Below are 26,467 nucleotides of genomic sequence, written 5' to 3' on the forward strand. Positions count from 1 at the left end.
CGCGTGCGGCGCAGACTCAGCCGCGACCTGGAACCCCGCCGAAAGCCTGGCGCCCAGCTGGGGCGCACACGGGGTGACATAGAACTCGCCAGAACGGGCTGGAAGCAAGAAGAGCTCATCACCGCGGTGTCTCCCGGTCGCAGCCATGGACGCTGAAAGTCCAGAAATCGTCGCAATGGCTGTCGCTCACCAGGAGATTGGCTGGCCTGGCTGGATTCTTGCGGCTGGTTACGGGTCCCCGCCAGGAGCAACCTTTCATGACGGCATCAAACGACGATTTCCAGGTAGGGCGTCACGACAATGGGCATTCGCTTTCCAAACAACGACTTCAAGAACTTCGAGGCGCCGATGCGCGCGGAGATCGACCTGGCTGGACTGGAGGTCGTTCAGGGGGAGGTGCCAAAAGAGCTTAGCGGCGGCTTCTTCCGCCTGATTGGCGATCGGAAGTGGCCCGCCTTCGTGGAGAACGACATCTTCATGCTCGGCGAAGATGGGATGGCGTCCTGCTTCTATTTCAAGGACGGCAGGGTCGACTTCAAGATGCGTTATGTCCGCACGCCGCGTTTTGTGGCGGAGGAGAAGGCCGGTCGGGCTCTTTTCGGAGAGTATCGCAACCCGTTCACCGACGATCCGTCTGTCGCTGGCCTTAGCCGCGGCACCGCCAACGTCACGATGCTGGCCCACGCGGGCAAGTTATTCGCGATGAAAGAAGACAGCCCGGTGATCGAGATGGACCCGTTCACGCTCGAGACGATCGGCGAATATGACTGGGGCGGCGCTGTAACCGCCAAGGCGATCACCGCCCATCCGAAGATCGACCCGCGGACCGGTGAACTGATCTTCTTCGGATATTGCGCGGCGGGTCCTGCAACGCGGGATGTCGCCTATTACGAGGCGGACGCCGAAGGGCGCATAATTCACGAGGCCTGGTTCAAGGCTCCCTATACTTGCATGGTGCATGACATCATGGTCACTGAACACTATGTGGTCTTCCCCATTACGCCTCTTCGCCACGAGCTAGAATGGATCGAGCGGCGCGAGCCGGCATTCAAGTGGGATCCGAACGAAGAGGTCTATCTCGGCGTGCTGCCGAGAAAGGGCAATGGTGACCAGATCAGGTGGTTCAAGGGACCGAACCAATGCCATGGGCATACTGTCGGCGCCTTCGACGACGGGCGCTACATCTATGCGGACAACACGTTTAGCAAGCGCTCCTTCTTCCATTTCTTCCCGAACGTCGATGGCTCCGCGTTCAGCCCGGCCGATACTATGCCGTACATGAAGCGCATCGTGATCGATATGGAAAGCGAAGGCGATCACTTCACCGAGCAGAAGTTGTTTGAATATCCCTGTGAGCTACCGCGCATTGATACGCGATTTGAGACGATGGACTACAATTTCGTGACGATGAATCTGCTCGACGTTCCAGGGCAAGAACGGGTCGGTCACGGCTTCCAGTGGGTCGCTACAATGGACGTCAACGGGAACAAGCCGTCGAAGATATATTATGCCGGCGACGACTGCTCGATCGGCGAGCCCCAATTTGTACCTAAAAGTAACGATGCGCCGGAAGGGGAAGGCTATATTCTGACGGTTGTAGGCAAGCATCAGGAGATGCGTAGCGAACTGCTCATCTTGGACGCCAGCGATATCAATGCGCCGCCGGTCGCGACGGTGGCTCTGCCTTTCCGCCTCCGCAGCACCGGACATGGCTATTGGTACAGTACGAGTCAGCTGCTTGGCGAAACCAACGTCCTGGGAGCGTCGTGAGATGGCTGACCTTGCAGGCAAGGTCGCGCTGGTCACCGGCGCCAGTCGTGGTATCGGCCGTGAGATCGCCAAGCGGTTGGCGGCCGATGGCGCGACCGTAGCGGTTCACTACGGCGCCAACCTGGCCGCGGCTGAAGAGACCGTCGCCACGATCGTAGAGGCGGGGGGGAGGGGGTTCGCCATCCAGGCGGACCTTCATACGCCAGAGACCTCGCTAGCCAAGATGTTTGAGGATTTTGATCGCGGCCTGAATCTGTGTTCAGGCCAATCAGGTCTCGACATCATCGTAAACAATGCCGGCCAGATCATGTTTGGCGCGGTCGATGTCCTGAGGCCGGAAGCGTTCGACAAGGCCTTCGCCGTCGATGTGAAGGCTCCCTTCTTTATAGTCCAGGGCGCCCTTCCTCGTCTTCGCGATGGTGGGCGCATCATCAATATTTCGTCGGGCACATCTCGTGTGGTCAATCCGGACGTTGTCTCATACGCGATGGCCAAAGGCGCGCTGGAAGTCTTTAGCAAGACAATCGCCCAGCAGCTTGGTCCGCGTGGCGTCACCGTCAACTCGGTCGCGCCGGGGCCCACCGCCACAGAAGAGTTCTTGCGCATGGCGCAAGGCAATCCTTCCTTCGTGGAACACGCAAAGTCCCAGTCGGCGCTGAGGCGACTCGGCGCCCCTGCGGATATCGCCAACATCGTGGCTTTCCTGGCGAGCGACGAGGGGGGCTGGATCACGGGCCAGCTGATCGACGCGACCGGAGGAACCCTGCTGGGTTGAAGGCCCGCCGCAGCTGTCAGATCAACGCGGCGAGGCGGTCGACCTTTGCTGCTTGTGCTGCGGCTGCGGCCACGGGGTTTCGATCGAGTATGGCCGCGATCACCTTGAGCGTTTCCTCGCGATAGAGGGCGCCCAGTAGTTCGTCGTCAGGATCGCGGAGCGCCGATGACCAGCTAGGATAGCTCTTGGTGCATCGTAAAAGGATGTCTATCAGAGGTTCGCTGACGATGCGGAACTGGCTTTCCTCCGCCAGCTGCATGACATCGGCGCTTACGGTTCCGTGGCGCTCGGACAGCCATCGCCGCGCTCTTTTCAGGCGGGTGCGATCCGAATTCGTCGCCACCCTTGCCGCGATAGAAACGACTTCGATGCTCAATCGCTTGAAGACCGCCATCGCATCGTCGGGCGTGACGCCAACGGCGGCGAAGTAGCAACTGATGAGTTGGCAAAGGGCCGTAGGATCGGGCGAGCGGGTCATCAATCCCTTCCCGCGGCCTGCCGTGGACACAGCGACGCCTTCAAACTCCAGCATTCGAACCGCTTGGCGCAACACGCTGCGGTCAGCGCCATAACGTTCACAAAGATCCATTTCGGATCCCAGCCGTCGATTATCGGCTTTGGCGTTTCCTAGATCTTTTATGAGTAGACGAAAAACTTGTTCCGCCCGCGAACGAGCGCCTGGCGTCGCCCTCATCGCAATACGGCCTTCGGCCCCTTCGCGGGCGTAGTGTTCCACAGCGGCGGTCAGGCCGGCCAGGAAGTCCTCCATGCCGGCGCCTATCGGCCTCCCCGAACTGGGGTGGGCCGTTTGCAAGTGCGCTGCATTCAGGACCTGTCGGCAGATGCTGCCCTGCAGGTCCAGGCCGCGATGCGACGTGACATAGCGATGAATGGCTTCCAGTACGGCTGCCATTTCAGGCGCCAGCACCAGCAGGCCGCCATTGGGGCCGCGCCGCATTCTGGCTGTTCCGCGGCTTTCGAGGATGCGGACGGCTTCGCGCAGAACCATGCGGCTAACGCCAAAGCGATCGGCCAACTCGGCTTCAGAGCCATAGATTGTCCCGATCGGCCAGCCTCTCGCGATCAGATCCCCTTCGATCCGCCTGGCGATAGCGCAGGCGGCCTTCTTTGCCGAAGCCGTCGCACCCACGATGGCCTCGAAAAAAGCATTCGGTCTCACCAGCGTGACCGCAGAACGATGCTGAGATGAAAAATTTGGCGCATCGACCCGATAAGCAGTGACCAAAGCCTTTTTCCTTCAGCAGGAGCGCGTCGACGTGGTTTGGTGTAAGCGCTCCGGGGAGCTTGGGTGTCGGCGCTTTTAAGGTCAATCAAGCAGGGCGCGAGTGCGGCGTTTGGCCGTTGACGCCCCTGTTCTCTGCGCCCCGCGGATTTTCCGTCACTGAACGCGAAGCGGGCGCCGAACAAGGGGTGGGAATTGGAGAGCCCGCGGCGGCTGCCTCCCCCCAAAAGCAGACGCCTGACATCTGAGTTGCGCGGTTTGAAGACGCCAACGGCGATAGAGAGCGGTCTGCACGCGGGCCATGCGACAGCCAATCGGGCGGCCGAGGAATAGCCACTACTGGTTTGGGTAAATTGTCAGCCTAAAAAGGCGGGGATGAAGCGTGCGACTCCGTCATGATGTCGCCCCCTCGTTCGATCCGTCGCTGCCGCACATATCCACATGGTGGCGCTCGCCGAGTGGGATCTCCCACGCAGGGTATCTCACGGCCGTCGGCATTGCCCGCGGTCGGGGTGCGCCGGTCGCGAACACGGCGAGGCTGGGTGAGCGTGCGCGCGCGAACGGAAAAAAAGGGGAAACATGGAAGGGCAGCGCATGACAGGTACATCGGGTCCAATACCTGCCGATGAAGGCCCCGGGATCATCGCCGCAGAGCCGGTTAGATCCGAGGTGACCCGCCAAGCCGTCGCCGTTGCGGTCGCCTGTGCGATCTGCATGGGTTTTGGTTTTGCGCCGATCTTCTTCGGCACATTTCCGCAGTTCCTGGAGCCGGTGTCTCGGCAGTTCCAGTGGAGTGCTGCGATCTTCCCACAGGCGATGTTGATTTCCGGCGTAACGGGTGCGCTCAGCGGACCACTCGTCGGGCGGCTGATCGACAAGCTTGGGGTGCGCAAGGTGTTGCTGCCTGGTTTGGTGGCTTGGGCTGCAACGCTTGTCGCCATGTCCTTTCTGAACGGCAGCCTGGTCATGCTCTATGTCGTTTCAGCGCTGATGGGGCCGCTGGCTGCGACCTGCGGCCCCGTGGGGCTGGCAAAAGTCGTCTCGAGCTGGTTTGACCGAAGCCGTGGCGTTGCACTGAGCGCCATCCTCGGCGGCTCGGTGGCGATCTTCACCGCCTTGATGCTTGTCGTTGCGCGCGCCCTGATCATCGAGATCGGTTGGCGCGAAACCTATCTGGTCCTTGCGGGATCGATTGTCCTCATCGCTCTGCCGGTATCCTATTTCCTCTTGCGGGAGGCGCCGCACTCGGTCTCCCCCTCCATGGCGATGATGCCAGGCTCGGCGGTTGAAGGCGTCAAGCCGACGGCTGCATTCACCAGCCGGGCGTTCTGGACCGTAATGCTTTCCTCGACGCTCGTCTGCGCCTCGTGCAGCGGCGTGGTGAGCCACTTCGTTCCTTGGAGCGCGGAACGGGCAGTATCCCCCGGAATCGCGACTTTCGCGCTGACATTGTACTCGCTCGTCGGGCCCTTCGCCGCATTGATCGCCGGCGCGGCCGCAGATCGCCTGAGGCGACCAGGCATGCTCGCGATCGTTTTCATGGTTCCGCTGATCGGCTTTCTGGCGATGCTGACGTCGCAGGACTGGGCTGTGATCATCGGCCTCACGATGATGGGCGCAGGGTTCGCTGCGGTCGCCGGCCTGCTGCCATTCTTCACAAGCCGATATTTCGGTCTGGCGAACGCCTCGACGATTTTCGGAGTGGCCATCGGATTAACAACGCTCTCGCTGGGCATCGGACCTGTGCTGCTTGGTGTCCTACGCGACAAATGGGGCGCCTACGCGCCCGGCTCGCCGATCGTCGTCGGAGCTCTGATCCTGGGCGCCGTGCTCGCCGCGAGCTTCCCGCCTTATCCGCGCTCTAACGGTGGAGAAACGTCCCCGTGATCCACGACCGCGACAAAAGTGAATGAGTACTGGCCGATGTGGTGCTCAGCAGGTGGCGTTCAAAGGCCTGCTGGGCAAAACTGGCGAGGCCAACTGTGCGTCTTGGTGCTGATGCGCTCCTGGATGCATGAGCTCGCCGACAAGGGTCGGAGAGCTGAAACAAGATGGCGTTGGACCGCCTATAGGGGCCCGCCGGGGTACGGTGCGCGCGGACGGCGACCATCAGCCATGGAGCTTGCCCGCAAGATCGGGGTCCCAATCCGCGTAGTCCCAGTGCTCGGCCGCTTTGCCGTCCTCCATGCGCCACAGGTCGAACCAAAACGACACGAACGACTCGCCGCTGCCATCGCCTTTGTCGCGATACACCGGCTGCATCATCATCACATAGTCGCCCTCGGCGATCAGCAGCCGCTCCCCCGCGAACTTGAGCGCGCCAAACATTGCCCGCGCCTTCTCCGTATGCGGGAAGCGCATCACCGAGTCCGGGCCATCGGCGAAGTTCGGATTATGCTGGATATAATTCTCTGTCATCAGCGCGCGGGTCTCGGGAGTGTCGCTCGTCGCCGGATCGAACAATCGGCTCATCAGCCGCGTCACGACGTCCTTGTTCGCCTGCAGCCGCGCGGCATTGTCGTTCGTGGTCATTGGAGTCCTCCTAGCGCTCTTTTCTGGCCGACACCGACCCTATTGCTGGATGTCGTTCACCGCCCCCGGGCGCCGCGGGCGAGATTTGGGGTGCAGCCTTCCACGCACGCTTCAGCGGCCGTGCTCTGCAGCCGCAGGTGGCGAGTTTGGATGGCGAACAGTCGGCGCCGCCCGGGCGGTGCGCCTTTGCAAATGCCAGTATGACCTTCAGCTTTTCTCGGCCAAGCCGTTCGTCGTTCAGAGTTCGTCGCCGGACGGGCGGGATGCGCAAGACCGAAGACCAGTCCTCGGTGTCCTGCGCCCGGAGCCGGTAAGCTAAGCCCAGGCTAGATCCGCCGAACGCCGAAACAAGTGTCAGGAATGTGAACTCTTCGGCCTGGCCGCGGCCTCGGCGGCCTCGATGTCATTCTCGAAATAGCGCTTGGGGAGGCGGGCGGTGATGTGCGCGTGATCGACTTGGAGACCGCGCCCTGAAACAGCGGCGGCGGGTGGCTCCCGCTCACGGCGCACTGCCAACGGGCCCCGGTCCGCCCAGATCACCGTGCGCGATCGGTGCGGCAGAGCAGGCTGAGGCCCGTCGTCTGCAGCGGCTCGACCAGGGTGTTCAGCGAGGGCTGGACGGCGAGTATCAGCGGACCGAGATGACGCATCTAGCGGTCGTCTAGGGTCTGGGTTATTCCTGCTCGTCCTCTAGCGCAGGCGGCTTTGCTGTCTTGAACAGGCCGGTAAAAAAAGCAGGGGCGCGCATTGCGCGCCCCCAAGTGGCCTAGAACCGGGCCGAGAGCCTGGCGCCCCAGGTGCGGGGCGGACGCAGGGTGACATAGGGCGCGCCCAGAACCGGCTGGACAAAGGATGAGCTCATCACCGCCTTGTTCTCCAGGTTCTGGCCATAGACGCTTAAGGTCCAACGATCGTCGCCCGGCGTGTAGCTGACCAGCAGATCGGTCTTGTTGTAGGCCTTCTGCTTTTGGCCCAGCACCTGCTCGTCGCCGACCCAGTAGCTCGACTCGAAGCGCTCGGTGATCTCTGCCTCCACGCGTCCCGAGCCGAGGTCAAAGCCGCGGCTGTAGGTGACGCCGCCCGACCAGGTCGGCGCCAGCGCCAGGCGGTGACCCGAACAGTCGACCAAGACGACCGAGGCCGCGGTCGTGGCGCTGACCTTGCAGCTGGTGGTCGGCGCGCCGGTGGTGGTCGACTGGTTGTAGACGAAGCTGCCGTAGCGGCTGTGCTCATACTGCAGGTTGGCGCTGATCTGATCGTTCGCCGTCGGCTTCCAGATCATGTCGACCTCGAGCCCGTAGAGCGTGGCCTTACCGGCGTTCTCGGTGATCAGGTCAAAGCCGCTCGGCGTGACCGGACCAAGGTGGGTGACCTGCTTGTCCTTGTAGCGCCAGTAGAAGGCCTCGGCGTTGATCTGCAGCCGGTTGTCCAGGAACCGGTTCTTGGAGCCGATCGCCGTGGCCGTCAGGTTCTCGGGCTGGAAGGTGTTAGGGGCCAGGGAGGAGTAGAACCCCCCGGCCTTGAACCCCGTGCCGAGGTTCGCATAGAGCAGGTTGGACGGGGTCAGATCGTACTCGGCGGCGATCTTCCAGGTGGTTTTCTTGAAGGTGGCGTCGCCGGCGATCGGCGACGTGCAGGTTCCCGCCGAGGCGCTGAAGGTCGCTGGGCTGGGACAGACGGCCGGATAGGCCGCCGCCGGAACGGCCGGCAGCGGCGACAGGCGCGTGCCCTGCAGGGTCTTTTCGTCACGCGAAGCGCGCACGCCGGCCGTCAGGCGAAGCTGGTCGGTGGCCCGCCAGGTCGCCTGGCCGAACAGGGCGTAGGAACGGGTGTCAAGCTTGGGGGCTATGACGCGAGAATAGGTCACGCTCTGATCGGTGAAGATGTTGGTGGTCTGGTCTTCGGCGAAGGCGAAGGCGCCCACGATCCAGCTCAGCGCGGCGTCAGTCGGAGAGGCCAGGCGCGCTTCGAGCGACCGCGAGCGGGAGGTCTCGGAGTCCTCCAGCAGGAAGCCCGGCGCGTACTGGCGCGTGTCCAAGTCCATCTTCCGATAGGCCGGGATCACCGTCAGAGTCCCAAGCCCGGTCTTCCAGTTCAGCGTCGCGCCGGCCCCAGTGGTCTTCAAGTCCAGATAGCCGTCGTTCAGCACCGGCTTGAGGCCCGCCGCGACGAAGATCGCCTGGCCGGCCGCGGTGCTGGCGCCGGTATAGGGCGAGCCCGGATCGACGAAGGGGCTCTGAACCGCGCCGCCGCCGTGCGCGTCAACCTCGGCGTGATCGATCGACAGGGTCAAGTCGACAGCGTCATTGGGCGCCATTCGCAGCTGCAGCCGCGCGGCGCTCTCGTCGGCATCGTCATAACCGTCGCTCAGATAGCCGTCGTGGCGGTTGACCTGGCCGGAAAACCGGATGGCGACGGCGTCGGAAAGGGCCAGGTTGAGCGCGCCCTGGACGCGGCGCTGGTTGTAATTGCCCGCTTCCAGCGTCAGGTCGCCGCCGGTGGTGAAGCTGGGCTTGCGGGTGATGATGTTGATCGCGCCGGCTGTGGCGTTGCGGCCGTAGAGCGTGCCTTGCGGCCCCTTCAGGACCTCGATGCGGTCGAGGTCGAACAGCACGCCGTTCACCTCGGCCGGGCGGGGCACATAGACGCCGTCGAGATTGGAAGCCACGGCCTGCTCGGAATAGGCGTTGCCCGACAGCGTGCCGATGCCGCGGATGGCCAACTGGGTGTAGCCGCCTCCGCCTGTGGCGATCTTCAGGGCCGGCACGGCCTTGCTGATGTCCTGAGGCTGGGTGACGCCCTGACGCTCGAGCTGGGCGGCGGTCAGAGCCGAGATCGCCGCGGCGGTCTTCTGGACGCTGCTGTCGCGGCGCTCGGCCGTGACGATGATTTCCGCGATCGCGGTGTCGGCGGCCGGCGCCGCTGGCGTCGCCGCCTCCTGTCGCGCCGCAGCACCCGTCGCCCAGGCGCTGGCGACTATCAAGGTCAGCAAGGATACTTGCCGCATTGTCTCTCTCCCCGTTGCTCTTTCGGCCGTTTCGGCGCGTGCGCCGGACGCATTGGCTCGTCGCCATGCGCCCGCCGACGCCCCAGTCGACGTTGTTCGGCGTCAATGTCTGCAATTGACGTTATTCTCATATATCGATAATTTTGTAGCTTAAGCAAGCGGCGAAAAATCGCGCCGTTTGCAGGGAGATGAAATCGTGACGGTCCCCATCGGCAGATCTTCGCGCGCCGCGCCATTGGCGCTTCAGGGCCTCATCCTGGTGTCGGTCGCCTGGCTGGCGGTCATGGCCACCTCCCTGATCGCGCCAGTGCTGCCGCTGATGGCTCGCCATTTCGCCGACGCGCCCAACGCCAAGGAACTCGTCCAGTTGACCATCGCCCTGCCGGCCCTGATGGTGGCGCTGTTCGCCGTGCCGATCGGTCTGTTGATCGATCGCGTGGACCGTATCGGCGTGCTGATTGGCGGGCTGCTGCTCTATGCGGCCGCGGGGTTGGCGCCCACGCTTCTCGACACGCTGCCGGCGATCCTGGCCTCGCGCTGCGTTGTGGGTGTGGCCGAGGCGGTGGTGATGACCGCCGGGACCGCGCTGCTGGCCGATCTCTTCGACGGGCCCAGCCGCGAGCGGTGGTTCGCCCTGCAGACAGGGTCGGCGACCCTGGTCTCCATCGTCGTCCTGGCGCTGGGCGGGGCTCTGGGCGAAGTCAGCTGGCGCACGCCCTTCTTCGTCTATGCCTTGCCATCGATCTTCGCCGTGCTGGTCTGGCGCCTGGTCAGCCGTCCGGTTGACGTCGCGGGGGTCCCGGCGAGTCAGGAACCCGTCGTGGACGGTGGATGGAGCGCCTTGACCGCACCGGCTCTGACGACACTTCTGGCTTCGGTGGCCTTCTATGTCGTGGTTATCCAGCTGCCGTTCCTGCTGACGACCCGCGGCTATGCCGCGCCAAGCCAGATCGGCCTGGGGGCGGCCCTGGCGGCGGCCGCGGTTCCACTGGGCTCAGTGCTGTTCCGGATCCTGGCCAGGCGCAGCGTCGCGGCTCGCATGGCCATCAGCTTCGCCCTGTCCGCCGCTGGCTTTCTCCTGATGGCGCACCAGACCGGCTATGCCGGAACCCTGGCGGGCGCCTTCATCAACGGCGTCGGCTCGGGCCTGGCCCTGCCGACCCTGTTGACCTGGGCGACCGGCGGCGACAACGCCCACCACCGGGGACGCAGCACCGGGGCGTGGAACACCGCCTTCTTCCTGGGACAGTTCCTGAGCCCGATCGTCTTTGCAATGCTAAGCTTGGCGCACGGCGCGGAAACGGCCTTACGGCTGCTGGCCGGCGTCTGCGCCGTAGCTTTCGTCGCCAGCCTGGCGGCCCTTTATCGCCAGGGCCGGTTCATGGCGCGGCGCGTGCTGGACGCCAAGGGCGTGTCGCGCTGTACTTGACCGGCTAGGGTTTCTCCAAGGGCGGACGGCTGAGGACACGCATCTCCGCGGTGGAGCTGAAGGGCGCCCAGACGCTGCAATTTCTCCGGTCATGCCGGGCGGCGCTTCGGCGTTAAGAGCGTGCGGGGCGTTGGCAAAGTGTCGGGGAGGCCAATGATGCAAGTCAAAAATCAAGAGCGACGGCTCGCTATCCTGGAGGCCGCCAAGAGCGTGTTTCTGGAGCGCGGCTACGCCGGCGCCAGCATGGCCCAAGTGTCCGCGCGATTGGGCGGATCAAAACAAACCCTCTATAGCTACTTTGCCTCCAAGGAGGATCTATTTATCGCCGTGATGCTGGAAAGAGGCGCCGCTCAGGTCCAGCCGCTCTTCGAAGCTTTCCGCAACCAGGAGAGCCTGAACCTGGCGGTGCAGGACTTCGCTCTGGCCTTTGTGCGGTTCATCACCGCCGAAGAGATTCTGGCATTCCGCCGCATCGTCTATGCCGAAGGCGCTAAGTCGGAGCTGGGCAAACTCTTTTACGAGAACGGACCCAAACGCGGCTGGTCGCGGATGGCCGAGGATTTCGCTGCGGCGATGGACCAAGGCCTCATGCGCCGCGCCGACCCGTGGGTGGCGGTGAACCAGTTTCACGCCCTATGCGAAGCCGGGCCCGTTCAACGTCTGCTGGAGGGATCCTTGCTCAGGGTCGATGAACAAGACCTCGTCGGCGCGGCCAAGGCGGCGGCCGATACCTTCATCCGAGCCTATGGGCTTCAGGTCGAGGGGTAACTGCAGTACCGCAGCGCAAGGCGGTCGATATCGAACACCCTCATGCCGCCTCGTCGGCTGCCGCCGTGAGACGACGGATGGTTTCGAGCAGGTCGACGGCCACGATCGGCTTCATCAGGAAGGCGTCGGCGCCGGCCGATAGCCCGGCCACCTGGTGTTCCGGCAGGGCGTTGGCTGTGAGCATCACGATCGGCGTCGCCGGCGCGCCAGCGTCGCGTTCGGTCCGGCGAATGGAGGCTATGGCTTCGAGGCCGCCCATGACCGGCATCTGCATGTCCATCAGAATGAGATCGTACCCGCCGGGCTGGAAGCGAGCGACCGCGTCCTGACCATCGACAGCCATGGTCAGATCGACATCCATGCCCTCCAGCATCAGGGCCACGACCCGGCGATTGATGTCGTGGTCCTCGGCCAGCATGACTTTCAAGGTGCGCCCAGCATCTAGGGCGGGACTGGCCAGAGCCGGCGAGGACGCGGCCGAGTTCGTCATGTTCGCTACGGGCAACGTCAGGCGGACCGTGAAGCACGAGCCTTCGCCCGGCGTGGACGCAACCTCGATCTCGCCGTTCATCAGACGCGTTAGGGCCCGTGAGATCGACAGACCAAGGCCCGTGCCGCCAAACCGCCGCGTGATCGAGCCATCGGCCTGGGCGAAGCGCGCGAACAGACGTTGACCCGTCTCGGCGTCGAAGCCGATGCCGGTGTCGACGACCGCCAGGGCCAAAGCTTGCACGCCGTCGACCTCCGGCGTGGCGTCAATTCTGACTTCGACGCGGCCGCGCTCCGTGAACTTGATGGCGTTGGAGACGAGATTGCCCAGCACTTGCCTCAAGCGCGCGGCGTCGCCGATGTGACGCTCGGCGACCTCTGGTGCGATTTCCAGCTCGAAGCTCAGCCCCTTCTCCTCCGCCTTGGCGCGGAACAGTTCGACAATGGCGCGACACGTCGTGCGCAGATCGAAGGGCTCTGGGTGGATCGCCAGCTCGCCCGCCTCGACCCGCGCCATGTCCAGTACATCGTTGAGCAGGACTTGCAGAGAGTCGGCGCTGGTCTCGACCAGATGGACCATGTCGCGCTGCTTCGGCGCTAGGTCGGTTCGGGCCAGAGCCCCGACGACGCCGATGATTCCATTCATGGGCGTGCGGATCTCGTGGCTCATATTGGCCAGAAACTCCGACTTCGAACGGCTAGCCGCCTCGGCCTTGTTCTTGGCGTTACGCACGGCGGCGAAGGCGCGCTCCAGCCGCTGAGCGCTTCGGTTGCGCGCCCCCAGCGCGGCGGTGGCCGGCACGGCCGTAGCGAAGATCGAGGCGATCAAGAGCTGGACCATGAACTCCTGCCGGTAGGGGTCCGTAGGCGCTATGAAGGCGATCGGTCCATGACCATTGGCTGTCAGGGACATGGCGACGAGGCTGGTCGCCAGCACCGACACATAGACCCAGCCTGGTCCGGCCCTGAACGCGGTCAGCACTAGGAGCGGCATCACAAGCGTCAGGGCGATGAACTGGTCCAAGGCGAACGACGCGACAGCGACGACGACGGTGAGGGCCAGCAGAAGAGAACGCTCAAGACGACCGCCTGGGGCGCGGAAGAGTCTTTCCTGCTTGAAGGGCAAAAGCGCCGCCGGCGTGGCGACGAGCAGGCCCAGACCGTCCTCGAGCATCCATTGCAGCCAGGCGTCCCAGAAGTCGTTGAATGACCCGTCTATCAGCGCGAGCAGGACTTGGCCGATCAAGGCCTCGGCCGCAGCGGCGCTCAGGGCGATAAGCGCGAAAATGAACAAGCGCCTGGGCCGCGACAGGTCGAGCGCAGCGCCGCAAAAGGTGCGGGTCGCCACCGCACTGGCAAAGGCCAGCGCTTGGTTGAGGCTACTGAACAGGATTGCATGCGTCAGGTCGATCCGGCCGATCCAATTGTGAACCAAGTCGACGCTGAAGCAGGCCAGGCAGAAAGCTAGGCCCAGCCGAGGCGACAGCATCAGGATTCCAGCGAGCAGAACGCCATTCGAGGGAAAGAACGCCACCGCGTCGCTGATGTCTCGGCAGAACAGCCAGATGCAAAGCTCGACAGCTCCATATGCGACGAACAGCGCTGCGGCGGCAGACAGGCCTTGCCGATGGGAGGAAGGCCGATAGAGCTGAAGGCGCGAAGCCATGCTTAGGCCGCGCTGGCCCTGGAGATGTCGAAAGACCTGACGCACCGCGGCGCTAGAGGAGGGGCTTTGTTTTGCGAGCGGTCTTGCGACGAGTTCATTTGCATTTTCCCCCAACGTAACCGTCGGAGCAGAAGAGCCAGTCTGGCTCAACGGACGGTAAAATTCGAAAGTGCAGATTGTCGCACCCCAAAGGAGAGCAACCACACGTGGTTAGGGCAGGCTGGCCGAGGAATGTTGAGCCCCATTGCCGGGTCGCCGGATGTTTCGGCAGCTTTTCACTGGCGTATGCGCCGAGGCTGAGGCGCCGCGCGCACCTCTTTGGGCGGCGGCGCGGAGGGGAGCGGGAAGATGGGCGGTGAACTAAGCTCGCTCGAAAATGACCTGCTCGTCGGACAAAAGCTCGGCGGGATCGTCGGCCGCGCGCCTGGACCACTCGGCTTTCGTGTGCGGAAGCGGGCCCACGCGATCGCGGGCGCTGAAGCCTGGGATCAGACGGCAGCCTCTGTCCGGGACAATCGCCTAGCCTATCATCCAGCCTTGAAGTCGCTTTGCACCTCCGCAGGGTTTCAAGGTCGGCGCTGCTTTTTGTTTCAGATCACGCGATCGGCCTCGACCAGAGCCAGGGCCTCGTTGAGAATTTGGGCGCGCGCTTCCACCGCCGTCAGGCGGCGGCGCAGGAATTCTGAGAGATAGGCGATGGCTTGGAGACGTCCCTGGGGCAGAAGGTCCAGAAACTCGCGGATATCCTGAGCCGAACCGCCCAGTTCACGCAGCGCCAACGCCGCTTCGATCCGCACCTGTTGATCGGGCGAATAGAAGCGCACGCCATTGAGGCCCCGTTCAGACTCGGTGATGCCACGTTCCTCCAGGTTGTGCAGCGCCTTGAGGCTGACACCCTGCCAGCGCGCCACCTCGCCGATCTGGGCGCGGGAAGCGGGGCGGGCATTGCCACGGGCGATCCGCCTCAGGGCGCGGGCGCGAGCCTGGGCCTGGCCATCGTCGAGGCGGGTAGGGAGGTCGCCGGAGAAGCAGAGGTCCGGTAGCAGGGCGATCTTGGCGCGGCTGCGCGAGGCGTGCATGGGATGAATGTCTCCTGTCGAAGGCGCTCTCTACTCGGCCAGTTCGGCCATCACCTCAGCGGCCTCTGTGAAGGCGGTGTTGGCCGCCGAGCGGCGGATTCGGCCAAGGTTTCGGCGTCGGGGTGATCGAGGCAGGTCGCGGTGATCTGCGCGGCTGACGGCGGGTCGATCACCCCGACGTCCGCCTGCGCTTGCGACAGGGGGGGACTCGAAGCGCAGGGCCGCGTCCAGCGGGGCCTCGTCACCGAACACTGCAAGCATGACGGGCGAGGTGAAGGGCTGGGCGCGGATCAGGGATGGCAAGGACAGGGCTCCATCGATCTCAGAGGTCGAGAAGGCGGTTTTGCGTTCGCCTCGCAAGACCATGTCGAAGCGGCGGACGGCGAGGCTGTCTGGGTCCGCAGCCTGGTGGGCGACGAGCCTGTCGCGCCGCTCTGAAGGGACGATCCCATCAACCACGACCAGGCGCCGGTCGGTCCAGATGTCTTGGTCGGGGGCGCCGGGATCCTGACCAGCGGCTGGCGCGGCGAACGAGCCACGGTCGAGGCGTCGGGCGCTTGCCGTGACGGCGGCTGGCGGGCGTCTTCTCGCGAGGAGGGCCGGATCAGGCTCATGACGCTTGCCTAGACGCGCTCGAAAGACAGGGCCGCGCCCTGGCCGACGCCGATGCAGAGGGTCGCCAGGCCGCGCTTGCCGCCGGTTGCTTCCAGTTGGCGAAGCGCCGTCAAAACGAGCCGCGCGCCAGACGCGCCCAGGGGGTGGCCGAGCGCGATGGCCCCGCCGTTGGGGTTCACGCGCTCGTCGTCATCAGTCAGAGACAGTTGGCGCAGCACCGCCAGGCACTGGGCGGCGAAGGCTTCGTTCAGTTCGACAACGTCGAAGTCCCGGATCGATTGGCCGGTCCGCGCCAGGAGCTTGCGGACGGCCGGCACGGGGCCGACGCCCATGACGCGGGGCTCGACCCCCGCGGTGGCGTAGCCGGTGACCCGGGCGCGCGGCGATAGGCCATGTTTGCGCACGGCGGCTTCGGACGCGATCAGCAGCCCCACCGAACCGTCGTTGACGCCCGAGGCGTTGCCGGCCGTGATCGTGCCGCCTTCGCGCACGACCGGCTTCAGCTTGGCTAGAGCATCGATCGTGGTCTCGCGCGGGTGCTCATCGCGATTGACAATGGTGGGGCCGGCCTTGCCGGGAACCTCGACGGCGACAATTTCGCCGTCGAAGAAGCCGCTGGCGATGGCGGCGGCGGCCTTTTGCTGGCTGCGCAGGGCGAAGGCGTCCTGGTCCTCGCGATTGACGCCATAGTCGCTGGCTACGTTCTCGGCTGTCTCCGGCATGGAGTCGACGCCGTACAGCTTGCGCATGGCCGCATTGACGAAGCGCCAGCCGATGGTGGTGTCGAAGATCTCGGCGTTGCGCGAAAAGGCGCTGTCGGCCTTGCCCATCACGAACGGGGCGCGGCTCATGCTTTCGACACCGCCGGCGACGATCAGATCGGCCGTGCCCGAACCGATGGCGCGGGCGGCATAGCCGACAGCTTCCAAACCCGAAGCGCAGAGGCGATTGACCGTGACGCCGGGCACGCTCACCGGATAGCCAGCCAACAGGAGGGCCATCCGCGCGACGTTGCGATTGTCTTCGCCGGCCTGGTTGGCGCAGCCCAGGACCACCTCGTCGACGGCGGAAAGGTCGAGGCCGGTGTTGCGGCGAGCCAAGGCTTTCAGCGGAACGGCGGCCAGGTCATCGGCGCGGACCTTGGCGAGCGCGCCGCCATACCGGCCGAAGGGCGTGCGTACCCCGTCGCAGATATAGGCGGCCGCGATCTTGGCGTGGGGCGTGTTCATGCGAGAGCGCCCCCGCTGAACTTAGCCTCGGTCTTGGCCCTGATCTCGTCGAGAAGGACGCCCGGGGCGACCTCGACCGCCGTCAGGCCCTTGACGCCGGTGTCCTTAACTGCCGGGATCAGGGTCTCGGGATTGCCCGACAGGCCAAAACCCCCTGACATCAGGGTCATGCCGTCGAAGACGACGCCCTCCAGCGCCGCGGCGGCGCTCTCGTAGATCTTGCTCTTCATGGGACGCTCCGGGACCTCCTAGACCAGCGGGAGGCCGACATAGTTTTCGGCGAGGGTGACTTGGGCGGCGCGGGAGCCGCGAATGTAGTCGAGTTCGGCGACCTGCATCTTGCGGTCGAAGCCGTCGCGATCGGGGAAACGGTGGGTCAGACCGGTGAACCACCACGAGAACCGCTCGGCCTTCCAGACGCGGGCCAGGGCGCGGGCCGAATAGCCGTCGAGCCCGGCTTCCGAGCCGTCGAGGAAGTATTCCGACAGGGCTTCGGCCAGCATCACCACGTCGGAGACGGCCAGGTTCATGCCCTTGGCGCCGGTGGGCGGCACGATGTGCGCGGCGTCGCCGGCCAGGAACAGGCGGCCATGGCGCATGGGCTCGCCAACGAAGCTGCGCAGCGGGGCGATCGACTTCTCGAACGAGGGGCCACGCGTGACGCGGGCGGCGGCCTCCTCGCCAAGGCGCAGGCACAGCTCGTCCCAGAACCGGTCGTCGCTCCAGTCCTCGATCTTTTCGTCCAGACCGCATTGCAGGTAGTAGCGGCTGCGGGTGGGCGAGCGCATCGAAGCCAGGGCGAAGCCGCGTTCGTGGTTGCAATAGATCAGCTCGTGATCGCAGGGCGGCACGTCGGCCAGCACGCCCAGCCAGCCGAACGGATAGACCCGCTCGAAGGTCTTGAGCACGCCGGCCGGGATCGCCGCCCGGCTGACCCCGTGAAAGCCGTCGCAGCCGGCGATGACGTCGCAGTCCAGCCGCTGCTCGACGCCGTCCTTGCGCCAGGTGACATACGGCTTGGCGCTGTCGATATCGTGCAGGGCGACGTCCTCGGCGTCGAAGATCACCCTTACGCCGCGCGACTCGGCGGCGTCGAATAGGTCCTTCATCACCTCCTGCTGACCGTAGACGGTGACGGTCGAACCGCCCGTCAGCTCGGCCATGTCGATGCGGAACAGCTGGCCTTCGGCGGCGATGTTCGTGCCGTTGTGGACCAAGCCCTCGGCCCGCAGGCGCTCGCCCAGCTCCAGACGGTGCATCAGGTCCACCGTGACCTGTTCGAGAACGCCCGCGCGGACGCGGCCTTCGACATAGACGCGATCTCGGCGCTCCAGCACCACGGCGTCGACGCCCGTGCGTCGCAGCAGGTGGGCCAGGAACAGGCCGGCCGGTCCCCCGCCGATGATGGCGACTTGTGTGCGCACGTACGTCTTCCCCCTTGCCGCCGCTTGCCGCGACTTGTCCGCAAGACTGCGTGGCGGACGGCCGGTTGAGGATGGACGCAGGTGCAAAAAAGTTGGACTTTTCTCCAAATTTGATCTTGGTCATGGACAATCGTGACGACCTGAAAAAGCCGCGCGTTCCCAGCATTTCCTTCTTCGGGGAGGCTCGTTCACGACGTCACGGGCAGGTTCGTGCACATGGAAATCTTGGACGATCGTTCACGACCGAACAACTGGACGATCCGGCCCCAGGCTCTCGCCGACCACTCTGGGATCGCGTGTTGCAGGGAGGTGTCTCAGACGCGCACGGCGTCCAGCGGTCAAGCGCTTCTCGGATAGTTCGACGCCCCGCAGTGAACGTCACCTTCGTGGAGACGCGTCAACGTCGGCTGTCGCGCACCAAGCTCGTGCAACATACTGGCTATGGTCGTGCGCTGACGTGTTGCTTCCGTTCGGAACGTCCGCTTCTTGGCGACCCCGGCGCTGCGCAATCCGGCATCCATGCCGGAACGCGCACACATCGACCCTGAGAAAAGTCGCCTAGGTCGCCTCAGTCGAGGTTGGTCGCGAACCGGGATGAAGCTTCCGTCCAGCGACTGCGCGCACGCGCTGTTCCAAGTCGTCCACGAAGGTAAAGATGACTGGAACGACCAGTAGGCTCAGCACCGTTGACGTCAGAAGGCCGCCGATCACCACCACGGCCATGGGCTGACGGAAGCTGGGATCGGCCCCGAACCCGGCCGCCGTGGGCAGCATGCCCGCGCCCATGGCGATGGTGGTCATCAGGATCGGACGGGCCCGCTTGTGACACGCGTCCAACAGGGCCTCGACGCGTGAGAGGCCACGCTGGCGCCGGGCCATGATCGCGTACTCGACCAGAAGGATCGAGTTCTTGGTTACGATGCCCATCAGCATCAGCAGGCCGATCACCGCCGGCATGGAGAAGCTCATATTGCAGATCAAGAGGGCGAATAGGGCCCCGCCCAGCGACAGCGGCAGGGCGGACAGGATCGTCGCCGGCTGTAGGAAGTCATGGAACAGCAGCACCAGCACCGCATAGATGCAGAAGATGCCGACGGCCATGGCCAGGCCAAAGCTGCTCATCATCTCGCTGGTTTGCTGCAGTTCGCCCTGTTCCACGGTCCTCACGCCCGTCGGCAGGCTTTGCAGCGTCGGAAGCTGCTTGGCCTCGCGCATGACCTCGCCCAGAGGGCGACCGTTCAGCTCGGTCGTCAAGGTGACTTGGCGCGCCCGATCGATGCGGTCGATCTGGGACGCGCCGCTGCCAAGATTGAGGTCGCCCAGGGAAGCCAAGGCGACCTGGCCGCTCGTCCCCGCGACGCGCAACTGGCCGATGGCGTCCAGGTCGGTCCGAACGGCAGGATCCATGCGCACCCGCACGTCCACCTGCCGGTCCGAGAGGTTCAACTTGGGAAGCGACGCCGAATAATCGCCATAGGTCGCCAGGCGCATCGCCTCGCCGATGTCGCTACTGGTGACGCCCAGGGCCGCCGCGCGCGAATAGTCAGGGGTGAGCTGGATTTCCGGCCGCTGCAGCGCGGCGCTTGATGTGACGTTGCCGATTCCCGAAATCCCGCCACGAATCTCTTGTTCCAGCTTGGTGGCGGTTTGATTGAGGAGATCGCCGTCGTCGCCGGCCAGAACGATCTGCAGCGCCTGGCCATTGCCTGAGCCGCCGACGCTGACACGCGCGCCAGGCAAGGGCTCGAGCGCCTTGCGGATCTCCTCTTCGACGCCGGATTGCTTCAGACGACGTTTGCCGCGCTCGACGAGGTCGACTGTCAGGGTCGAGCTTGCGAGGTCGGCGCTGGCGCTGGCGTCCATCCCGCCGCTCGTGGCCGTACCCACCGAGGCGAAGACATGGGTGACCTCCGGCACGGTCTTGATCAGGCGGACAGCCTGGTTGGTGAGCCCTGTCGTCTGGGCCAGGGTGCTGCCCGGCGGCAAGGTCAGGGATACCGATGTCTGGGCGTTGTCCTGGGCGGGGAAGAAGGCGCTCGGCAGCAGCGGGATCATGGCCAGAGAGACCACGAAGAACAGGCCCGCCAGCGCGACCGTGGCCTTCCGCTTCCGCAGGGTCGTCCCGATGCATGACATGTAACGGTGCATGATCGCGCCGTCCCTTTCCTCGCGATCCGAGGCCCGCAGCATGTAGGCCGCCATCATCGGGGTGAGCAGGCGGGCGACCAACAGCGACATCAGCACCGCGACCGAGGCCGTGATGCCGAACTGGCGGAAGATCTTGCCCGGAATCCCGCCCATGAAGGCGGTCGGCAGGAAAACCGCCACCAGGGTGAGGGTGGTGGCCACGACGGCCAGTCCGATCTCGTCCGCTGCTTCCATCGCCGCCTGATAAGGCTTCTTACCCATGCGAAGGTGGCGCTCGATGTTCTCGACCTCGACGATCGCGTCGTCGACCAGGATGCCGATCACCAGAGCGATCGACAGCAGCGTGACCATGTTGAGGGTGAAGCCGCACAGGTAGATGACGCCGAATGTCGGGATGATCGACAGGGGCAGCGCCGTGGCCGAAACCAGGGTGGCGCGCCAATCGCGCAGGAATAACCACACCACGATCACCGCCAGGATCGCGCCTTCCACCACCAGATGCATCGAACCCTTATAGTTCTCGATGATCGGCGTGATGGTGTTGCTGGCTTCCTCGATCCGCACCTGCGGGTGCTGGGCCGCGAAGGCCTCGACCTGCGCGCGCACCTTCTTGGCCACGGCCGCGTCTCCGAAACCCAAGGACCGGCTGACCGTGAACGCAATGGTTTCCTTGCCGTCGCGGAACGCCCGCGAGCTGCGGTCGGAATGGGTGTCGCGGATCTTGGCGATCTGGTCCAGGCGAACCATCTGGCCGTTCGCGGCGGGGATGGCGATCGCCGCCAGGTCACTGGGATTATGGACCGCGCCAAGCGTTCGCAACGACTGGCGTTGACCGCCGATCTGTCCCTGGCCGCCGGAGCTGTCGCTTTGCATCTCCCTGAGCTTGGCCGAAACGTCGGAGGCGCTGACGCCCAGGCCCGACATCAGGGCAGGGTCGAGGTCGACCTGGACCTCGCGCGAGACCCCGCCGATCCGAGAAACCGTCGAGACGCCCTTCACCGATTGCACGGCCTTGGCGACGTCATTGTCGACGAACCACGATAGCTCCTCCTCGCCCATACGATCGGAGGTGATCGTGTAGGTCAGCATTGACCCGCTGCTGGCGGTGACCTTGGAGACCGTCGGGGTTTGCAGCGCCGCGGGCAGCTCGCTCTTGGCGCCGTCGACGGCGTTGCGCACCTCCTGGACCGCCTCGTTGGAGTCCTTATCGATCGTGAAGCTGACCGAGATGCTGACAGACCCTTCGGTGATGGTCGTCGTGATGTGGTCGAGCTTTCGCAGCGAGGTCAGCTTGTCCTCGATCTTGCGCGCGACCTCGGTTTCCAGCTGTTCCGGCGCTGCGCCCTCCAACGATGCGGAGATGGTGACCGTCGGCTGGTCCATGTCGGGGAACTGCTGGATATCCAGCCGCTGGAACCCGATGACGCCAAAGACGGTCAGCAGGATGAACAGCAGGATCGCCGGGACCGGATGCTTGATGGATAGCGCGGAGATGTTCATCGCGCGGCTTCCGAGGTCGCCGCCGCGGGGCGGACTGTCACGCCGTCGCTGAGGAAGGACGCGCCGCTTTTCACGACGGAGGCGGACGTGGCCAGGCCTCGGACCTCGACCTTGCCGTCGCGACGATCGCCGGTGGTCACTTGTTGCTGGCGAGCGCGCTTGTCGGCCCCGACCACGAAGACGTAGGCGCGGCCGTCGCGCAGCACGATGGCGGTGTCGGGCAGGGTCAGGACGCGCGCAGCGCCGACGTTTATCACGCCGTCGCCGTACATCCCGGCCCGCGCGGCCGAGCCGGACGGTAGCTCTACATAGGCGACGCCTCGGCTGGTGGTGGTGCTCAGCGTCGGCGACACCAGGCGCACGGCGCCGGTGACCCGCTGACCGTCAGGCAAAGTGACCTGTGCGGCCTGACCGGCCTTCACCTGCGCCAGCTGTTGAGCATTCAACTCGGCGTGCCACTCGATCCGTCCTTGACGCACGAGGCGGAAGAGCTCGTCACCAGCGGCCGCCACCTTGCCCAGCAAGGCCGAGCGCGAGGAGATTACGCCGTCGTCCACCGCCCACGACGTTGGTTTGCTGAAGCTGGATCTCGGTGGCGCGAAGTTGGGCCTTCTGCTGCTGTAGGGTGGCTCGCGCGGTGCGCTGGGTCACTTCGTACTTCTCGATTTGCTGTGCCGAGAGGGCGCCGCTGGCGCCCACCTGCGCGACCCGCGCCACGTCGCTGTCGGCCTGTGCGAGGTTTGCCTGCGCTTCGGCGACGACGCCCTGGAGACGGTCGCGATCAGCCAGCAGGGTGTCTCGTGACAGGGTGGCGAGCACGCTGCCGCGCTTGACCCAGCTGCCGACGTCGGCCTGGAGGCTGGTGATGCGCAGCGAGCCGGTTTCGGCGCTGATCACGGCCTCCTGCCACGCCGCCAGGGCGCCGCTGGCATGAATCTGGCGCGGCCAAGCGGTGCTTTCCGGTTGGGTGACCTCCACGGTCAGGCTGGCCGGCGTGCTCTTCGGCGCCTTGTTAGGCGGAGAACAGGCGCTGACCGCGGCCAGGCAGAGGACAGCGGCGCTGGTCGCGGCTGCGCGCTTGAGCAAGGATGTCAAGGCTGATGGTCTCCCGTGGCGGCGAGCGCCGTGTTGGACGCGTCCCAGCCGCCACCGAGCGCCTTGTAGAGCGCGATCCATTGGCGGATTTCGGTGAGGCGGACATTGATCAAGGACTGCTCGGCGTCGAGCGCATTGCGGCGGGCGCTTTCGCGATCCAAGAGATCCGAGGCGCCGGCCCGATAAAGCTGATCCGTCGCTTTAAAGCTGGCTTGGTAGCCCCGAGCCGCAGTCTCCGCGTCGCCTTGCTGCTGGCGGGCGACATTCAGCTGCACCAGGGCCTGCTCGACATCGAGGACGGCGTCGCGCACGGCCTGACGATAGGCCGCCAGTTGATAGGCATAGCTCGCACGCGCCGACCTGACGCTGGCCAGGCGCTGCCCCCCGTCGAAGATCGGCAGCGAGAGCGACGGGCCGAAGGACCATTGCTGAAGACCCGCGCTGGTCGAAATTGAACCGGAGAGGGTCAGGCTTGGGTAGAGGTCGGCTACCGCGGCCCCGATCTCGGCGCTGGTCGCGGCCAGTTCACGCTCGCTCGACGCCACGTCTGGACGCTGTCGCACGAGGTCGGCCGGAACGCTGGTCACATCCAGCTTCCGGGGCGCGGGCAAGACGCCGGCGCTCGGCTGCATCAACGTCCGTAGCGCCGGCTCTTCCAGCCCGGTCAGAGAAGCCAGGCTCTTGACCAGCAGATCACATTGGCCCCGCTGGTCCGTGAAGGACGACCGTGTGCTGGCGGCGGAGGCATCGGCCAGCGCCGCGTCCGAGGCCGGTGAAAACCCAGCGTCTGCGTTCAGCCGTATAAGACGCGCGGAAGTCTCCTGCGATTCCGTGGCCTGGCGAAGGACTTCGGCCAGCTGTTCGCACCCGCGTAGCTGAACGTAGTCATCGGCCACCTCAGCGGCCAGCGAGATCCGCGCCTCGTGCCAATCGTCGGTCCGCGCCTCTATCCGCGCCCTGGCCGCCTCGACATTGCGCCTGGCCTTGCCGAAGAGGTCGATTTCCCAGCTGGCGTCCAGCGCGGCCTGGCTGACCTTGCTGATCGTGGCGCCGCCGGCGGCCGACTCCTGGCGGGACTTGGTGCGGGAAGTCGAGCCGGTGAGGTTCGGCAGGGCCGCGGCGCGCTGCGTCGTCAGCGTGGCCCGAGCCTTGTCGATATTGGCGATCGCTTGGTCTAGGCTGGGACTGGTCTTTTCCGCGCTGGCCTGCAGCGAGGTCAGGATCGGATCGTCGAAACCCGACCACCACGCCAACAGCTTGCCGCTATCACCGCCATGGGGGACGGGCGCCTGCCAGGCGGCGGCCACGGCAGGAGGCGGACGATTGTAGTTTGGACCCGCCGCGCAAGCGCTGACCAGCAGGGCGAAAACCGGCGCCACGGCGAGCAGGCGATCCAATAGCCTCTCCGAATGTTGTCGTAGCCAGAGAGGCTGTGGCTTAGCCGAATGCTATGTTAGGCGGGGCGCCGGCCGGGTAAAGTTGGGCAAAATCGACGTAAAGATATGTAAAGCTCCGCGCGTGCCCCGTCGCGTTGGGGATAGAAAATGGCCGTGAGTGAAGACGCCGCAAAACCGCCGAGGGTGCTTCTGATCGACGACGACGATCAGTTGACGACCATGCTGTCGGAGTTTCTTGTCCGGGAAGGTTTCAGCGTCGGGGCCGCGCATGATGGCGAGAGGGGCGAGGCCGCAGCGCTATCGGGCGACTATGACCTCGTCGTCCTCGATGTGATGATGCCGCGCCTGTCGGGCATCGAGGTGCTCAGGCGCATCCGTCGCGCGAGCAAGGTTCCGGTCCTGCTGCTCACCGCCCGCGGCGATGAGATTGATCGCATCGCCGGGCTTGACCTGGGCGCGGATGACTATGTGCCAAAGCCCTGTTCGCCCGGCGAGCTGGTTGCGCGGATCCGCGCGATCCTACGGCGTGTGCTGACGAACAAGGATCCGACCGCCAACGACATGATCTCCAAGGGGCGGCTGAAGCTCTGGCCCGCCAGCCGTCAGGCGCAATGGGACGGACAGCCGATCGAATTGACCGGCACGGAATTCAGCCTGCTCGAGGAGTTGGCCCGCCACGCGGGGCAGTTGGTGAGTAAAGATCAGCTATCGCTGAACGCCCTGGGGCGCCCGCTGACGCCCTATGATCGCCGGATCGACGTCCACATCAGCAGCATTCGCCAAAAGCTCGGCGTTCGCCGCGACGGCAGCTCGTCGATCCTGAGTGTCCGGAGTCAGGGCTACCAACTGGTCGCGTCGTGAAGCCCAGTCGCCTCTTCTGGAAGTTCTTCGTAGCCTTCTGCATGGCCACGGCCTGTTCATTCTTTATTGGCGTCGGCCTGTTGCGGATGACCCAGAGTGATCCCGCCTTGGATGTGGTCAACGCCGAGTTGGCCAACGTCGTCACGCGATTGATTGAAACCGGTGGACTAGAGTCAGCCGAGCCCCTGCTCGTTCAACAGGGAGCCACGACGCGAGCCTTGGCGCTTTACGATTCTGAAGGACGCTTTCGTCTCGGCGCCCGTGAGGTGAGCCTTCTACCGCGATCGGCCGTACGGGTTCGCTCGCCGAGCGGCGAGATTTACCAGCTGGCGATTGCGAACTCGAAAATGTCAGGCGCAACGCCGTTCCTGATTGGCGGAGCTGTGAGTATTGTCTTTAGCGCCTTGCTTGCTTGGTATTTCTCTGGACCGCTGGCCCACCTGAAGCGGGGGTTTCGCTTCATTGCGCGGGGGCAACTGAGCACACGCGTCGTTCCTCATGTCGGCGCGCGGCGGGACGAAATCGCCGACCTAGCGCGTGAGTTTGACGGCATGGCAGCGCAGCTCGAGAAGCTTTGGCTTGCGCAACAACGCTTGCTACACGACGTGTCCCATGAATTGCGATCTCCATTGACCCGCCTCCAGGTGGCGGTTGGGCTGTTGCGGCAATCGCCGAACGAGCGGCCCGAAATGCTGGCGCGAGTTGAACGCGAGGCTGGGCGTCTAGAACGTTTGTTGGGCGAGGTTCTGACCCTGGCGCGGCTGAAGGCGGGCGATACGACCGGGCGGGTTGAAAAGCTCGATCTCATGGATCTCATCGCCGCCATTGTTGACGACGCTCACTTTGAAGCGCAGGCGAAAAGATGTCGCGTTCGGCTTGAAGGCGCGCAAGCTTTCGTTACCCAGGCCGATGGTGAGCTACTTTATCGCGCCTATGAGAACGTGATCCGTAACGCGGTAAAGTATTCTCCGCCCGAGGCCGACGTGGTGGTGCGCGCGCGGGCGACGGCCAGAGATCTTGTCGTGGAGGTTATCGACGAAGGGCCTGGGGTTTGCGAGGCTGAACGTGGAGAAATTTTCGACGCGTTCCGTCGGTTGGACCAAGACCAGAGCGTTGAGGGCTTCGGATTAGGATTGGCAATCGCTAGAGAGGCCGTCGAGCGACATGGGGGGCGGATCTGGGCTGAGGCGGGACCTAACGGCTTGGGCCTCCGGATTTTCATTGTGGTGTCTCTCAGGGGCGATACGGATGACCGGGTGACGACAAGACGCTTGGGTTGAGAGAGTCCCCACCTACTGTCGCCTTCGGCCTTAGATGTTCGGGCTTAATGGTACGGGATCGTACGGAAAGCTTGTCCCCGGGCTGCCTGCCAGGCATAGTGGCGTCCGTGAGCCTCTGGAGCTCTGGCTTTCAATGGCGCGCATCTCCTCCCTAAATCTG

At 64.7% G+C, this 26,467-nt stretch carries 19 protein-coding genes and 1 pseudogene; 7 read left to right on the forward strand and 13 right to left on the reverse strand.

Annotated elements, in window-relative coordinates; genetic code table 11:
* Positions 1-300: 300 nt before the first annotated feature.
* Positions 301-1,770 carry a carotenoid oxygenase family protein gene (locus tag CSEG_RS08775; protein WP_013078881.1) on the forward strand — a complete coding sequence of 490 codons (1,470 nt, stop codon included), beginning with the start codon at positions 301-303 and terminating at the stop codon, positions 1,768-1,770.
* A 1-nt stretch (position 1,771) separates the two neighbouring features.
* Complete coding sequence (locus CSEG_RS08780; RefSeq protein ID WP_013078882.1) at positions 1,772-2,545, forward strand: SDR family oxidoreductase; 774 nt, start codon at positions 1,772-1,774, stop codon at positions 2,543-2,545.
* A 16-nt stretch (positions 2,546-2,561) separates the two neighbouring features.
* Here CSEG_RS08780 and CSEG_RS08785 read toward each other — a convergent pair whose 3' ends face one another.
* Entirely contained in the window at positions 2,562-3,791 is a 1,230-nt protein-coding gene (locus CSEG_RS08785) for a FadR/GntR family transcriptional regulator (RefSeq protein WP_041538250.1), read from the reverse strand.
* A 666-nt stretch (positions 3,792-4,457) separates the two neighbouring features.
* Here CSEG_RS08785 and CSEG_RS08790 point away from each other — a divergent pair.
* Positions 4,458-5,675: an MFS transporter gene (locus CSEG_RS08790; RefSeq protein ID WP_208854798.1), complete on the forward strand. Its 1,218-nt coding sequence runs from the start codon at positions 4,458-4,460 to the stop codon at positions 5,673-5,675.
* Positions 5,676-5,897: 222 nt separating this feature from the next.
* Here the strand turns inward: CSEG_RS08790 and CSEG_RS08795 are convergent, their stop codons facing one another.
* Together CSEG_RS08795 and CSEG_RS08800 are read right to left on the reverse strand one after the other, a co-directional pair.
* Positions 5,898-6,320 carry a nuclear transport factor 2 family protein gene (locus CSEG_RS08795; protein WP_013078885.1) on the reverse strand — a complete coding sequence of 141 codons (423 nt, stop codon included), beginning with the start codon at positions 6,318-6,320 and terminating at the stop codon, positions 5,898-5,900.
* A gap of 766 nt (positions 6,321-7,086) precedes the next feature.
* A complete protein-coding gene (locus CSEG_RS08800) occupies positions 7,087-9,327 on the reverse strand; it encodes a TonB-dependent receptor (RefSeq protein ID WP_013078886.1) in 2,241 nt (746 codons plus the stop codon).
* Positions 9,328-9,523: 196 nt separating this feature from the next.
* Between CSEG_RS08800 and CSEG_RS08805 the strand changes: the two genes are divergently transcribed.
* Positions 9,524-10,756 carry an MFS transporter gene (locus tag CSEG_RS08805; protein ID WP_013078887.1) on the forward strand — a complete coding sequence of 411 codons (1,233 nt, stop codon included), beginning with the start codon at positions 9,524-9,526 and terminating at the stop codon, positions 10,754-10,756.
* A gap of 156 nt (positions 10,757-10,912) precedes the next feature.
* Positions 10,913-11,524, forward strand: coding sequence for a TetR/AcrR family transcriptional regulator (locus tag CSEG_RS08810; RefSeq protein ID WP_013078888.1), 612 nt, complete (start codon positions 10,913-10,915; stop codon positions 11,522-11,524).
* 40 nt (positions 11,525-11,564) lie between these two features.
* Here the strand turns inward: CSEG_RS08810 and CSEG_RS08815 are convergent, their stop codons facing one another.
* From CSEG_RS08815 to CSEG_RS08855, 10 genes and pseudogenes are all read right to left on the reverse strand, one after another.
* The gene (locus tag CSEG_RS08815) at positions 11,565-13,679 is read right to left on the reverse strand and encodes an ATP-binding protein (RefSeq protein WP_041538251.1); all 2,115 of its coding nucleotides are present in this window, start codon (positions 13,677-13,679) and stop codon (positions 11,565-11,567) included.
* A 590-nt stretch (positions 13,680-14,269) separates the two neighbouring features.
* A complete protein-coding gene (locus CSEG_RS08820; protein WP_013078890.1) occupies positions 14,270-14,758 on the reverse strand; it encodes a MerR family transcriptional regulator in 489 nt (162 codons plus the stop codon).
* A gap of 30 nt (positions 14,759-14,788) precedes the next feature.
* Positions 14,789-15,061 (reverse strand): hypothetical protein, encoded by a 273-nt coding sequence (locus CSEG_RS22525; protein WP_157038980.1) that lies wholly within the window; start codon positions 15,059-15,061, stop codon positions 14,789-14,791.
* Positions 15,062-15,381: 320 nt separating this feature from the next.
* Positions 15,382-16,581, reverse strand: a complete 1,200-nt coding sequence (gene pcaF / locus CSEG_RS08830) for a 3-oxoadipyl-CoA thiolase (RefSeq protein WP_041538541.1) — start codon at positions 16,579-16,581, stop codon at positions 15,382-15,384.
* Between the two features lie 77 nt (positions 16,582-16,658).
* Positions 16,659-16,832, reverse strand: a pseudogene (locus CSEG_RS23545) (CoA-transferase); the annotation flags it as partial.
* 18 nt (positions 16,833-16,850) lie between these two features.
* Positions 16,851-18,026 (reverse strand): 4-hydroxybenzoate 3-monooxygenase, encoded by a 1,176-nt coding sequence (gene pobA, locus CSEG_RS08840; protein WP_013078893.1) that lies wholly within the window; start codon positions 18,024-18,026, stop codon positions 16,851-16,853.
* A 558-nt stretch (positions 18,027-18,584) separates the two neighbouring features.
* Entirely contained in the window at positions 18,585-21,674 is a 3,090-nt protein-coding gene (locus CSEG_RS08845; RefSeq protein WP_013078894.1) for an efflux RND transporter permease subunit, read from the reverse strand.
* Complete coding sequence (locus tag CSEG_RS22980; protein WP_208854799.1) at positions 21,671-22,198, reverse strand: efflux RND transporter periplasmic adaptor subunit; 528 nt, start codon at positions 22,196-22,198, stop codon at positions 21,671-21,673. Before CSEG_RS22980 ends, CSEG_RS08845 begins: the two co-directional genes overlap by 4 nt.
* Positions 22,170-22,769 (reverse strand): efflux RND transporter periplasmic adaptor subunit, encoded by a 600-nt coding sequence (locus CSEG_RS22985; RefSeq protein WP_208854800.1) that lies wholly within the window; start codon positions 22,767-22,769, stop codon positions 22,170-22,172. Before CSEG_RS22985 ends, CSEG_RS22980 begins: the two co-directional genes overlap by 29 nt.
* Positions 22,766-24,166, reverse strand: coding sequence for an efflux transporter outer membrane subunit (locus tag CSEG_RS08855; protein ID WP_013078895.1), 1,401 nt, complete (start codon positions 24,164-24,166; stop codon positions 22,766-22,768). The genes CSEG_RS22985 and CSEG_RS08855 overlap by 4 nt, the downstream gene beginning before the upstream one ends.
* A gap of 147 nt (positions 24,167-24,313) precedes the next feature.
* Between CSEG_RS08855 and CSEG_RS08860 the strand changes: the two genes are divergently transcribed.
* Together CSEG_RS08860 and CSEG_RS08865 are read left to right on the forward strand one after the other, a co-directional pair.
* Positions 24,314-25,027: a response regulator transcription factor gene (locus tag CSEG_RS08860; RefSeq protein WP_013078896.1), complete on the forward strand. Its 714-nt coding sequence runs from the start codon at positions 24,314-24,316 to the stop codon at positions 25,025-25,027.
* Positions 25,028-25,068: 41 nt separating this feature from the next.
* Complete coding sequence (locus tag CSEG_RS08865) at positions 25,069-26,307, forward strand: HAMP domain-containing sensor histidine kinase (RefSeq protein WP_013078897.1); 1,239 nt, start codon at positions 25,069-25,071, stop codon at positions 26,305-26,307.
* Positions 26,308-26,467 lie beyond the last annotated feature (160 nt).

It is taken from the genome of Caulobacter segnis ATCC 21756, assembly GCF_000092285.1.
GTDB lineage: Bacteria > Pseudomonadota > Alphaproteobacteria > Caulobacterales > Caulobacteraceae > Caulobacter > Caulobacter segnis.